The sequence below is a fragment of the Lysinibacillus sp. CNPSo 3705 genome (assembly GCF_028674935.1).
In the GTDB taxonomy this organism is placed as follows: Bacteria; Bacillota; Bacilli; order Bacillales_A; family Planococcaceae; genus Lysinibacillus.
The window spans coordinates 1-13,399 of record NZ_JAQZSD010000107.1 but is presented as its reverse complement, the minus strand read 5'-3'; the positions used below and the strand labels follow the sequence as shown (position 1 = coordinate 13,399).

Sequence of the window (13,399 nt, the reverse complement as noted above, 5' to 3'; positions counted from 1 at the left end):
CCAACACGATGTTGGTCACGAAGGCGTTATCACAGGATGTGATGCTTTTAGCCTTCGTTCCTCTATCGCTGATCCCCAAGGAGTCGCCCAGTCTCCACTACAATCAACCTTTAACAAATGTCATCCTAAAACAATTGGTAATGAGCCAACTAAAAAACTGTAACGAAAAGGAAATAACCAATTTCATATCAAATCATTTTCCTAATCAACACACTAAAAAATTAAAATAAACAGGTGATCATAATGGCACAAGAACTTGAAATAGAATTTAAAAATCTCTTAACAAAGCAACAATACGAACATTTATTACAAGCATTTAACATTCCCGAAGATACTATTCATCGCCAAACAAATCATTATTTCGACACACCTTCCCAAGCTATTCGAAAACTACAAAGTGGGCTCCGTATTCGACAAATCGGCAAATATTTTGAATGTACTTTAAAAGAAAAAAATGCAGAGCATGCTCATTTAGAAACAACTGACGAACTAACCGCTGAGCAAGCTAAGAAAATGCTTGTTGGAGAAGGCTTTTATGCCCAAGAGGTAGCAAAAAGACTAACCCACTTCAACATTCCTTTAAAAAATTTAGCAGTATTTGGTTCACTTACAACCGATCGTGTCGAAATTCCTTATAGGGATGGTCTTCTAGTATTCGATCATTCTTTCTATTTGCAGTGCGACGATTATGAGGTAGAATATGAATCAAAAGATGCAATAAAAGGAAATGCAATCTTCGACGAATTTCTACAGCAATATGGTATTGAAAAACGGGCTACAGATAAAAAAATCGCACGTTTTATGAAAGCATTGCAAATGAATAAAGAACAGTAGCTTAACTAGTACAAGAAAGGGTGACAACTCCTTGGATATCCAATCACTCAGAACTTTATTTGAGATTCAAGCATTACAAACACTAGGATCTTCAGAAAATTCATCGTCAAACAATCTTACAGACAGCAATTCTATCTTTTCTAATATGATTAGCGAATTGCTCGGCGACTCAACTACTTCTAATAGTGCAAAATTATCTAGTTTGCTCGGGGGTGTATCAAGCGCTTCGTCATTGATGAACCAGTTTAGTAGTTTAAATGGGTTAGCTGAAAACATGCAAAATAGTGCGTATCAATCATTACTTTATAAGGGTTCTAATGACGTCTTTATACCTTCTGCTGTACAGGCGGCATTAGCAAATACACAATCTAGTACAAAGCTTGACTCCTATGTTGCGGACAATGTAATTGGTTCAACAGCGTATGCCAATTCACTAGCAGGTGCGAACAAATACGCTTCGATTATTCAAAAGGCAGCAACTACATATAATGTGCCAGAGAAGCTCATCGCTGCAGTGATTAAGCAAGAGTCTAATTTTAATTCAAGCGTGGTTAGTCATGCTGGCGCACAAGGATTAATGCAATTAATGCCAAAAACAGCGCAATATTTAGGGGTTACAAACGCCTTTGATCCCGAGCAAAATATTATGGCAGGTGCAAAATATTTACGTCAATTGCTAGATAAATTTGATAATGAACCTACATTAGCGTTAGCTGCTTATAACGCAGGATCTTCACGCGTTACAAAGTATGGTGGCATTCCTCCTTTCAAAGAAACACAGAATTATGTCAAAAAAGTGATGAATTACTACACAGCTTAATCGTATAAACATTGTTAATACAGTCTTTTTCGGCAAATTTCACCCGTGTGGTGAAATTTGTGCTTTTTTAGCGAAAAACAATTCGGAAGAGCGCTTTGTTTGTGTTAACGAAAAGACGTTGATAGAATGAAGGTAGTCACAAGAAATTCACATTTGTAAAGATGACCAAGTATAAAAATATACTTTACGATATAAAGAATTAAAGGGGCATTTAATTATGAATCGAAAATACACTGTTCCTTATGAGGAGCTGGGGGCTGAAAAGCTTTCAGAGCTAATCCATGCATTCTATAAAAGAGTTGCTCAGCATCCTGATTTAATTCCAATCTTTCCAAAAGATTTAACAGAGACAGCACGCAAGCAAATTCAATTTCAAACACAGTATTTAGGTGGACCAAATCTTTTTACTGAGGAGCACGGACACCCAATGATGCGTGCACGCCATATGAATTTTCCGATTACACCTGATCGTGCCCAAGCTTGGCTTGAATGTATGTCCGAAGCGATGGATGAAGTGGGGTTGGAAGGGAAGTTCCGAGAAACATATTATCAACGTTTAGTATTAACAGCTCATCACATGATTAATACACCAAATGACGATGAGGGGGAATTGTTACGTGAATAATATTCAAATGCTGCAGAAGCCAACCCTTGAGATTTCTACTGCTAATAAGCCTATTGAATTGTATATTTTCGTAGATCCACTTTGTCCAGAAGCTTATAATATGCAAGCCATTCTTCGTAAGTTACATTTAGAGTACAATCATTACTTTACATGGCGCTTTGTGCTAAGCACAGAGCTTGCCTCTTTGAATTGTTTAAGTAAACGTGTAAAAGGTTGTTTATCGGGTATTGAACTCGATATTAATCACCCTGTCTTACCATCTATCGCTATTAAAGCGGCAGAGTTACAGGGCAAACGTGTCGGTGCACGCTATTTGTCGAAACTACAAGAATATGTATTACTAAACCAACAAGATGTCAATTCTTATGCTACGCTGTTAAAAATTGCGGAAGATGTTCAATTAGACATGAACGAATTTTCTGCAGACTTTGGTTCAAAGGAAGCAGCACGTGCCTTCCAATGCGATTTATATATTAAACGTGAAATGGAAGTTGATGAAGTGCCTAGCATTGTGTTTTTCAATGAATGTATTGAAGATGAGGGTCTAAAAGTTAGTGGTAGCTATTCCTATGAAGTTTATGAACATATTTTACAAGAAATGATGGATGAACAGCTTGTGCGTCAACCATTGCCAACAATGGAGGAGTTATTTACAAAATTCCATACACTTTCAACAAATGAAGTAGCTTTCATCTACTCATTAACAGAACAAACAGCTGAACGCGAATTAAAAAAGCGTATGCTACAACAAAAGATTGAACGAATTCAGACAAATCACGCTACACTATGGCGTATTAAATAAAGCAATTATACTATTATTCTAAGCTCCTACTAATAAAAGCAAGTGAAGAACAAACTTCACTTGCTTTTATTTGTCTTTTTAGCTTCATCATTAACTTTCTTTCGGATTAAACAAACTTAAAGTAAATAAATGCACAACCTCATCTATCATCTCATCAATATCCGGATTAATATGCTCATTTATATAAGGTAATGTCAATTGAAAAACTAAAATTGACGATAGCAAAGAATAGAAAAAATTCGCAGTATATTTAAAGTTCCCTTTTGGAATTTTCCCTTGCTCGTGTAATTTAATCAAATAATTTTCTAAATGTTGAAATAACTTATTCGGGTATTCAAAAAACATTTTTTCAAATTCTTTATCTTGTTGGATTTCACGCATAAGTACCCAAATAGTTTCCTTGACAGGAATATTTTCTTCAAAATAAGCTTGTGCCAAGATTTTAAGATCATGCTCTATATCACCTGTAAACGCCTCTTCTATTTTAGGAAAATAATCTCTGTCTGTTTTATGTGAAATAACACTCTCACGAAACAAATTCTCCTTATTTCCAAAGTGTCTAAAAAGTGTAATGTGATTCACCCCAGCACGTTCAGCAATTTCACGTGTAGAAGTCCCGGCAAACCCTTTTTCTCCAAAAAGCGTCAATGCAGCATTAAGAATTTTTTCTCTTGTCTTCAACTTTGCCATTATGCCCTCTTTCCTCCTCCGAACATAATTTGCTCAATATTATATCGGAATTAAAAAGTGATAGCAATCAGTTGCATTCAGTTTAATCAATTTATGCCTTGCATAATTGCCGCCTTTGCACAGAAAACATTTGCTGCTGTCTTTCGCGCAGAAAACATTTGCCGCTGTCGCTTCGCTTTCGCGCAGAAAACATTTGCTGCTGTCGCTTCGCTTTCGCACAGAAAACATTTGCCGCTGTCGCACAAATAAACAATGCGTCCGAAATCAGCTTTGTGCTTTGGCCTACACGAAGGCTGATTTCAAATGTTTGAGCATCAGCTCAAACAAGTTAACATTTCTTAGCAGCTTCAAAGTTTCGTTCTCTTAAATATTTCTTCATTCTTCTTGCATTTATGCCATTTAAATAAGCGAAAACGGCACCAATTAACATGACAATTGCCCCAAATCTAAAAACTGCTTTATAGGCTAAAGAAATATGATCCTTCATTATTTTTTCTAGCATTGGATAAAGATTTATTATTTCCTTTCTTTCAATGGCGAATCTTTCCTTAATTTCATGTGCTTTATTTGGTGAAGATTTTAGTACTTTTTCCTCTTCGTCCGTTAACTTATGTATAACATCTTGTAGTGACGATTTATTTTCTGCTAGCTCATTTCTACTTTGTACGAATTGAAGCTTTAGCCTTTCCTTCGTATTATCACTAAATTTACTGATCTCAACCATTTCGATCATTTCATTTTTTGCCGCTTTCATTTCGTTCTGCATCATATGCTGTAGCATCACGACTAAAATTGCCACGCCAACCGCAGCCCCAATAACACGACTTACTTGAAATAACCCTGATGCAATCCCAGCCTTTTCTTCGGGAACCTGCAAAATGAGTGCTATTGATAATGGGCTAAAAATTAAACCCGATCCTAAACCAACAATCATTAAAACTCCGACAATAACCCAAACCGATTGGTCTGATGAAATAAAACCTAACAAATAGGTTCCTATACTAAATAGTACATAACCACTGACACCAAACCATAATGTCCCCCATTTATTTGCTTTAGCTGCAAGAGGTGTAATGAGCATTGTCGCTATGGAAGATGAGCTAAGTATTAAACCCGCCTGTATCTGAGAAATTTCGTTTACTGTTGTTAAATAAAATGCCATTAAAAAGTAGACACACATCATCCCGATTCCTAAACATAACAGTGCGATATTCCCGCATGCAAATTGATAATTTTTAAACAACTGAACTGGAAGCATTGGATCTTTATTTTTTGCTTCAAACTTTACAAATAATAATAAGCCTATAACACTGCCAATTAAACAACATAGTACAAGTGGTGATGTCCACCCAACTTCCTTCACTTGTAAAAGACCGTATATGAGTGCGAACAATGAAATACTAATTGTTATCATACCCATCCAGTCGATCTTCTTAGAGGCAGTAGGATCATACGATTCATGTACAAAATAATAAATTAAACTTACCGCTAAAAGCCCTATCGGTACATTAATATAAAATATCCACTGCCATGCAAAGTTCTCTGAGATTACGCCACCAATTGTCGGTCCCAATGCCGTCGATACCCCAGCCATTATTCCAAATAGTGCCGTTACAACACCAACCTTTTCAGCCGGAGTATGGACAAGTACTAAAGGAATACATACTGGAACAATCATTGCTGCCGCCAAACCTTGAATCGATCGAAATAAAATTAATAACTCAATTGATTGTGATAATCCACATAGAACTGACGCAATTACAAACAACATAATCCCTATTTGAAATATTTTCTTCCTACCAAATTGATCTGCAAATCTTACCGCCGTTAACAAAACAACACCAAAGGCAATGTTGTAGCTATCAATTACCCAAGAAATTTGATCAATTGTCGTTTCATAGTATGCTGTCATTTTGGGCAAAGAAACATTCACAATTGTGGTGTCCAATAAAGCCATAAAAAAACCAAGAGCCGCAGCAATTATCGGCATCATATAACTTTGTTTACTCTTCACTTTCTAACCTCTTTTCTTAAAATGTAATCATTTGATTGCATTATAAAGAAAAAACAAAATGAATGCAACTGGTTGCATTCATTTTGTTTTTAGATTAGGCCTTATTTATTTATCGAACATTTTCTAAAAATAAAAGAAGCGCCACTATCCTCGACAGATAGTGACGCCTCTTTTTCACAAAGGGGATGGGAGAAATGTTCACGTTCAAACAAAGGGGTGTATGTTTGTTTTGTGATTTATTTCACATGAATCAATTTATCATGGAATAGTAAATATAGCAACAAGTCCGTTGATAGATTCACAAATTTGTCAAATAGAAAGCGATTACAAACAGGTATTTTTTCAAGATACACCTTTTAAACCATTTAGAAATCAAAAAAAATCATTATTCCTTAATTTTTTATTATTCAATTAATCATAGAAAAAAGGCTGTAGTGAAATCCCTACAGCCTTCGAAATTAATTATTCAACAATAATTTTTCTAACTCATTTAAACGTTCTTCAAATACTTTACATGCATCATCAATCGGTTTAGCAACATTCATATCAACACCTGCTGCCTTCAATACTTCAATCGGGAAATCCGAGCAACCTGCTTTTAAGAAGTTATTAATATAACGTTCTACAGCTGGTGTACCCTCTTCTAAAATCTGTTTACTTAATGCTGTTGCAGCTGATTTACCTGTAGCATATTGATACACATAGTAATTATAGTAGAAGTGTGGAATACGAGCCCATTCTAAGCCGATTTCCTCATCTACAACAATATCCTCGCCGAAGTATTGTTTATTTAAATTATAGTAAACCTCTGTTAAACGCTCCGCTGTTAAAGATTCACCATTCTTATCCATTTGGTGGATTAAGTGTTCAAATTCAGCAAACATTGTTTGTCTGAAAACAGTACTTCTGAAGCCATCTAACCAATGATTTAATAAATATATTTTCTGTTGTGGATCTTCAATTGTTTTTAGTAAATAATCATTTAACAGTTCTTCATTACATGTCGAAGCTACTTCAGCCACAAAAATAGAATAATCACCATAAACAAACGGCTGATTTTTACGTGAATAATAACTGTGTACACTATGACCAAATTCATGAGCTAGTGTGAACAGATTATTAACATTGTCCTGCCAGTTCATTAAAATATATGGATTCGTTCCATAAGCACCTGAAGAGTACGCACCACTTCGTTTCCCTTTGTTTTCTAAAACATCCACCCAACGGTTATCAAGTCCATCCTGAACAATGCCTTGATATTCCTCACCTAATGGCGCTAAAGCTTTTACTAAAATATCCTTCGCCTCGTCGTAAGGGACTTTCATATCAACTTCCTTAACGAGTGGGGCAAATAAATCCCACATATGCAGTTCGTCCACACCTAAAAGTTTCTTACGTAATGAGATATAGCGCTGCATAGCTGGTAAATGCTTATGGATTGTTTCTACTAATTGGTCATAAACACTTTCTGGAATGAAGTTGTTCGACAGTGCTGCGTGGCGTGCAGAATCATAATTACGGATACGTGCGTTTACATTATGCTTTTTAACATTGCCAGTTATTGTAGTCGAAAACGTATTTTTAAAGTTACCGTAAGTTTCATACATTGCTTTAAAGGCATTTTCTCGAACAGTGCGATCTTTACTTTCTAGAAACTTAATATAGTTACCGTGTGTTAGTTGCACTTCTTCTCCATCTTCATTTTTCACTTTAGGGAAGACTATATCTGCGTTGTTTAACATACTAAATGTATTTGAAGCAGTACCTGTAACCTCAGACATTTGTGCCAGTAATGCTTCCTGTTCTGCTGGTAAAACGTGTGGACGGGCCATCGTTATTTCTTTTAAAGATTGCTTATACAGTTGTAAGTCTTTATTTTCTGCTAAGTAATGTTCTATTGTTTCTTCACTTAATGATAAAATCTCAGGTGTTAAAAACGATAGAGCAGCTGAGATACTAGTCGCTAATGTTTGAATACGACTATTCATATCCTGGTAGAAGCTATTTGTCGTATCTTGGTCATAACGCATATGAGCGTACGTATAAAGCTTCATCGTACGTTGGTAAATATCATCGTGATAAGTTAGAACTGCTAATAATGCATCTGCTCCATTTTTTAAAGTACCTGCATAGCTAGATGCCTTTTTTGCCATTTCTCCAACTTCTTTATACTCTTCTTCCCAAAGTGCGTCAGTTGCAAATATATCCTCCAAGCGCCAAGTTAACTCTTCTGGAACTTCGTTTCTTACTAAAATTTGATTACTAGCCATATGCCAGCCCCCTTAATATGTTAGCTTTTCCTATACTCTCATATTTTCTCAGTATATTGTGGCAATTGCAAATAAATGTGCGTACATTTGCTCACAAATATTAGAAAAACGATCTTCTTTATAACTTTCCGCCAGCACCATTCCATAATTTTTGATTGCTTGTACCGCTTGGATTGTTACCGCTACATTTTGTTCGGTTAAAAACGATCGAATAGTTCTCTCGTCTAGTTCATGAGGTTCTAATTGTAATCGACGACAAAAATAAAGGAAAATCGTTTGCCACTCAATAGAAAACATCGGTATCGCTTCTGCATCTTTTACCGGAACACCTACGTAATCAGGCATTGCAGTTAAAGTAAAGCGTAACTCATAATTACTTCGTAAAAATGAATCTTGTACCCCATTTTTACTATGTAATAATCGTTGGTATACGAATTGCTTACAATGCTTTTTATAAAGCTGCCAATAAAGTTGAAATTCTTCTTTCGTAATTGGCTTAGGCTCATAAAAAGGGAAATGTTGCTTGTTAATCGTCAGTTCCTGTACTTTGCCTATAAAAGTATGCCCCTGAACATGAAGAAGATTCGTCCAATAAATAAATCTCGATGTGTTTGCATCATAGGTCACTAAATAAGCCAAGCCTTGTGCTGTGACATTTATTATCTTTTGCATAATTGGAGAAATAGAAATTTTTTGAATACCTTGGGTAGATTGTTTTTGAGGTGTTTGAAAAAGCCACAATGGCTGAATAAAATTTTTCTCATATCCAGATGTACGCGATTGCCACTTTTCATGTGAAATTGTACTACATTGAAATTCAATAGCAATTTGCTGTCGCTCCTTTACTAGAAGCATATCTGGTCGCTGTGCAAGTTTCTCTAAATAAGGCTCCAGCTTTACTGTATGCCCAAGTTTTTTCAGCCATTCAAATAATTGTACTTTCCCTTGTAAATGAAGTTTTGATTCACCCTCTGCAAATAACCGCTCACAGTTACTATTAGCAATATGAGCGAAATGAGGGATATTATATTGGCCAATCTTTAATTGGACGGGCTGTTGGCATTGGGGACAATAAAATTTCATCTGCCGCCTATATCGTTGTAATGCTTCCCTTGAATATTCGTATGGGAGGAAAATCTGCTGAAGCTCGTTATAGGCCATAAGCATAAAATCATCTCCTTTTCGATTAATTGTAAAGGAGTGTTTTAATAGCAACAAATAAAGAACGGCTTTTTCTTGAAATTTTAATTTTGAAATAAAAAGACTGTAAACAAACTTGATAATCACCAAGTTTGTTTACAGTCCAGTCACTCCAATTCAAGTACTCAATACTTTAAATAAAATATTTTCGTACTGTTTCAAAACAATTAAATTCCATAATTTTTTCGCCATATTCCTCTAAGCGATGGATTGTGAAATTTGATGGTATTAAAAATTCTTTAATAACGGCATTTCTATCGTGATGATTTAGTTCTTCATTTGCGTTCGCGAAGTCAACTACCAGATAGTACCAATTTTCATATTTAAATAATGAGGAATCCACTAATTCATCTGTCATGCGTTTCGCTACTGGGATTAACTCATCAATATCTTTAAATTTATAAACATAAATATCTGTATCCATAAATAACTCTGACTCATCTAAGTCACCAAACTGAGTTAGTTGACTGAGAAGATCCTCTCCAACGTCCTCGAATGGGGCAAACATCTCTTTATGTTCACCAAATTGTGAAGAACCATCTAAGGTTTCACCGTCTTTTAAAATATGTGCACGTGTGACAATGATTTCTAAGCCTACTTCAGACGCATTGATATGAATCCAAATAGGACCTTCTACATCAAAGTAATCCTCCGTGTTTACTTCATCAATCATATCCCAAAAAAGTTGTTCACCCTTTGCTCGATTGTACCAAATTTCTTCACGACTATAGCCGCGATCCTCTATATCATTGTACGTAATAAAGAGCTTGAGTGTATTTTCGTTTACACGTTCGATGTCCACTAGACCTCATCTCCCTTCACTGTCATTTGTCGAAAAACAGTTTTGTTTCATTAGTATGCTTTTATTCATTGTTTTTAACCTCATACTCCGTTTTTGTTTTTCAACCTTTGACCACACTACAGTAAAACCGTTGAGCAACCGAAATCAAAAATTTATTGTCCACAGTTGTCTCTAATTATATTGTATGCTGTTCTGTCATAAAATGAAAAGGATATACACCGTTTCAACAGAAGATATTTAAATTATTGAAATTGTAGTAAACTATTAAGTTAAAATCAAGTTTAACATACTTTACGGAAATATATGACTTTTCCCTACTATTTATTATACTTTATATAGATGGTTTTACATAAGTAAAACACAAAAAAATAGATGCCACAATATGCTTGATGCATATGTAACATCTAATACTTATTCTAAGCACAATATGGAGATATTAGTTCACCATACGCTGTGCTTCTTGTAATTGATACGCACGAACTTTACGAGGTAGAAAACGACGAATTTCATCCTCATTGTAGCCAACTTGTAAACGTTTCTCATCTAAAATGATTGGACGACGTAATAAACCTGGATACTCTTGAATTAACTCATATAAACGTTGTAATGGTAAGCTTTCAACATCAACATTCAGTTTTTGGAAAATCTTTGATCTAGTTGAAATAATTTCATCTGTACCATCCTCTGTCATACGTAAAATTTCTTTAATTTCACTAATGCTTAATGGTTCGGAAAATATATTACGTTCTGTATACGGGATTTCATGCTCCTCTAACCATGCTTTCGCTTTTCGGCAAGACGTACAACTTGGTGATGTAAATAAAGTTACTATCATACTGACACATCCTTTCCTTTTAGTCATTATCTATAAACCAGTGTGTTAAATTAGAATTAATGTAATGTAATCTACATACCATTATACAGTACTCTGTGATGTTTGAATATAGTTCCAATAAAAAAAAGAATAACCCTCTCACACGAAATTTTCTGTCTTTTTATATAACTTTTCAAAGCAGCTACTTCTTGGTATATCTAATGAACTACTAATAATATTCCCATTCGCAGCACATTTTAAACACTTCTATCCGATTGTTTTTGTTCTCATTTAAAAATTTTAAACGAGAATATTGTCAGTTCAGTGCGTACAATATAGACGTATATTTACTAATATTGGTTGCATTTTCAAATAAATAGTTCCTTACCATAACGTTTGTTTATTTTCCGATCCAACTGGCGCTTTCCACGGACGCTGAATAGATAAAAAAACTAGCGAAAATAGCATATAATTTTTTTTCGGTAATGAACACCGCCAAAAGTCTGACATTACGCACTTGCATTTCACTGAGCCTTTATAATATAATTTTTTGCAATCAATCAATTATGTCTTTGGTGAGTTTACCTTAAAAGACGGTTATTGAACTAAATAAAAAACGCTGACGAAGAATAGTACATTTGCATTTTACACGTTTAGAGAGTCTGTGGTTGCTGCAAACAGATCGTGTAAGCATTTGGAATGGACTTCCGAGTTAGCTTTGTGAACGGCTTAGTTTCCTTACTAAGTTTATTAGCAAAGCTCGTCCCCTTCACGTTACGAAGTAGAGTGGCCTTTTTAGGCAAGCTGGGTGGTACCGCGGATTCAAACATCATTCGTCCCTTCATTAGAGAACTAATGAGGACGCATGATGTTTTTTTATTTCGGTTCATCACCAAGAATTGTGAATGACTTTTATTAAAACGTCTATTACGAAAAGTTGATTGTAGTGGAGACTGGGCGACTCCTTGGGGATTAGCGTCACAGATGAGACCCTGGAGCGAGCAGCGCGAGTGAAGCGGCTCATCGGACGCCCCCAGGAAAGCACCCAGTCGGAACGGAAATCAACCACACGTTTTTGGTGACGACTCTTCATTTTGTCGTTTATGTAAAAATAAGGGACTTAAATTCAAGGAGGAAATGACAATGACAACTATTTTTTCAGGCGTACAGCCAACAGGTATTGTAACTCTAGGGAATTATTTAGGTGCGTTTAAGCAATTCCCTGCATTACAAGATGAAGGTGATGCTGTTTATTGCATCGTCGATCAGCATGCAATAACAGTGGCACAAGATCCAAAGGAATTGCGTCAAAATATTCGCAACCTAGCAGCTACGTATATCGCTACTGGCATCGATCCTAAAAAATCTACATTATTTATTCAATCAGAAGTGCCAGCACATGCACAGGCAGGCTGGATGCTACAATGTGTCGCATCGATTGGAGAGCTTGAACGTATGACACAGTTCAAGGATAAATCCCACGGTAAGGAAAGCGTATCTGCCGCTCTACTCACATATCCACCATTAATGGCAGCAGACATCCTTTTGTACAATACAAACATTGTCCCTGTCGGTGATGATCAAAAGCAGCATATAGAGCTTACTCGTGATCTAGCAGAGCGCTTTAACAAACGTTATGGTGACGTTTTAACGATTCCTGAAATTCAATTACCAAAAGCAGGGGCTCGTATCAAATCACTACAAGAACCAACTAAAAAAATGAGTAAATCTGATCCAAATACAAAAGCGACAATTAAGCTTTTAGATTCAGCGAAAGATATTGAGAAAAAAATTAAGTCGGCTGTTACTGACTCTGATGGTTTTGTGGCATTTGATGTAGAAAATAAACCTGGTGTGTCTAATTTACTAACAATCGAATCTGCGATTTCAGGCGTATCTATTGACGATCTTGTAAAAAAATACGAAGGCGTTGGCTATGGTGGTTTCAAACAAGGTGTGGCAGCAACGGTTATTGATCACCTAACGCCAATTCAAGAGAAGTTCTATAATTTGGTAGAATCCTCAGAATTAGATATTATTTTAGATGCAGGTGCTGAAAAGGCAAATGCAATTGCAAGTGCTACATTAAAACGCATGGAAGAAGCTATGGGCCTTGGTCGTACACGTCGCTAACAAGAAGACTTTATTATAAAGATGATTGTAAGAGCTTGGCCAAAAAGAGAGTAACTTAAGAGTTACATCTTATCTTTTTCATTTATAGTTTTATCATAACCAAGATCAAGCACAACAGCGCATAACACAACGGCTGATCCAATGGCCATATAAAATGCTGATGTTTGTGCCATGAACTTAAAAACTACTAGCCAGGAATAGCCGAGCGTCCGATAATTCAAATACAAAATGAGATTCCCTACTGAGAGAATCAATAAGCCATAGCTCATTAAAAATAAAAAGAGTCGGAACAAGATTAAAATGTACCCTATAGGATAGACACTTTAAAAAGGTCATCTTATAGGGTCTTTTTGGTTTTTAAGTTTATAATAAGAAAAACAACTATCGGAGCGTAC

The 13,399-nt window shown here is 35.7% G+C and carries 12 protein-coding genes and 1 other annotated feature; of the genes, 5 read left to right on the top strand and 7 right to left on the bottom strand.

The features are described 5' to 3' along the window. The first annotated feature begins 243 nt into the window (after nucleotides 1–243). From PVA17_RS23775 to PVA17_RS23760, 4 genes are all read left to right on the top strand, one after another. Nucleotides 244–834, top strand: coding sequence for a CYTH domain-containing protein (locus tag PVA17_RS23775; RefSeq protein ID WP_274069195.1), 591 nt, complete (start codon nucleotides 244–246; stop codon nucleotides 832–834). 31 nt (nucleotides 835–865) lie between these two features. Beyond that, nucleotides 866–1,654, top strand: a complete 789-nt coding sequence (locus tag PVA17_RS23770; RefSeq protein ID WP_248717955.1) for a lytic transglycosylase domain-containing protein — start codon at nucleotides 866–868, stop codon at nucleotides 1,652–1,654. 217 nt (nucleotides 1,655–1,871) lie between these two features. Continuing rightward, nucleotides 1,872–2,279, top strand: a complete 408-nt coding sequence (locus PVA17_RS23765) for a globin domain-containing protein (protein ID WP_132363931.1) — start codon at nucleotides 1,872–1,874, stop codon at nucleotides 2,277–2,279. Further along, the gene (locus tag PVA17_RS23760) at nucleotides 2,272–3,081 is read left to right on the top strand and encodes a DsbA family protein (RefSeq protein ID WP_132363933.1); all 810 of its coding nucleotides are present in this window, start codon (nucleotides 2,272–2,274) and stop codon (nucleotides 3,079–3,081) included. The genes PVA17_RS23765 and PVA17_RS23760 overlap by 8 nt, the downstream gene beginning before the upstream one ends. Nucleotides 3,082–3,171: 90 nt before the next feature. On the opposite strand, the gene PVA17_RS23755 is transcribed toward PVA17_RS23760, so the two are convergent. The 6 genes from PVA17_RS23755 to spxA all read right to left on the bottom strand — a co-directional run bounded on the left by PVA17_RS23755 (nucleotide 3,172) and on the right by spxA (nucleotide 10,889). After that, complete coding sequence (locus PVA17_RS23755; RefSeq protein WP_132363935.1) at nucleotides 3,172–3,771, bottom strand: TetR/AcrR family transcriptional regulator; 600 nt, start codon at nucleotides 3,769–3,771, stop codon at nucleotides 3,172–3,174. Nucleotides 3,772–4,099: 328 nt separating this feature from the next. After that, complete coding sequence (locus PVA17_RS23750; RefSeq protein WP_274069194.1) at nucleotides 4,100–5,785, bottom strand: MFS transporter; 1,686 nt, start codon at nucleotides 5,783–5,785, stop codon at nucleotides 4,100–4,102. 458 nt (nucleotides 5,786–6,243) lie between these two features. Then, on the bottom strand, nucleotides 6,244–8,055 hold the full coding sequence (gene pepF / locus PVA17_RS23745) for an oligoendopeptidase F (RefSeq protein WP_274069193.1): 1,812 nt from the start codon (nucleotides 8,053–8,055) through the stop codon (nucleotides 6,244–6,246). Nucleotides 8,056–8,103: 48 nt separating this feature from the next. Then, nucleotides 8,104–9,222 (bottom strand): competence protein CoiA, encoded by a 1,119-nt coding sequence (locus tag PVA17_RS23740; protein ID WP_274069192.1) that lies wholly within the window; start codon nucleotides 9,220–9,222, stop codon nucleotides 8,104–8,106. A gap of 166 nt (nucleotides 9,223–9,388) precedes the next feature. Then, complete coding sequence (gene mecA / locus PVA17_RS23735) at nucleotides 9,389–10,057, bottom strand: adaptor protein MecA (protein WP_132363943.1); 669 nt, start codon at nucleotides 10,055–10,057, stop codon at nucleotides 9,389–9,391. Between the two features lie 436 nt (nucleotides 10,058–10,493). Beyond that, a complete protein-coding gene (spxA, locus tag PVA17_RS23730) occupies nucleotides 10,494–10,889 on the bottom strand; it encodes a transcriptional regulator SpxA (protein WP_024362527.1) in 396 nt (131 codons plus the stop codon). A 592-nt stretch (nucleotides 10,890–11,481) separates the two neighbouring features. Next, nucleotides 11,482–11,715: a binding site (T-box leader), on the top strand. A 299-nt stretch (nucleotides 11,716–12,014) separates the two neighbouring features. Between spxA and trpS the strand changes: the two genes are divergently transcribed. Then, nucleotides 12,015–13,004, top strand: a complete 990-nt coding sequence (gene trpS, locus PVA17_RS23725) for a tryptophan--tRNA ligase (protein ID WP_132363945.1) — start codon at nucleotides 12,015–12,017, stop codon at nucleotides 13,002–13,004. A 62-nt stretch (nucleotides 13,005–13,066) separates the two neighbouring features. On the opposite strand, the gene PVA17_RS23720 is transcribed toward trpS, so the two are convergent. Further along, complete coding sequence (locus PVA17_RS23720) at nucleotides 13,067–13,297, bottom strand: YuzI family membrane protein (protein ID WP_132363947.1); 231 nt, start codon at nucleotides 13,295–13,297, stop codon at nucleotides 13,067–13,069. Between the last annotated feature and the right edge of the window lie 102 nt (nucleotides 13,298–13,399).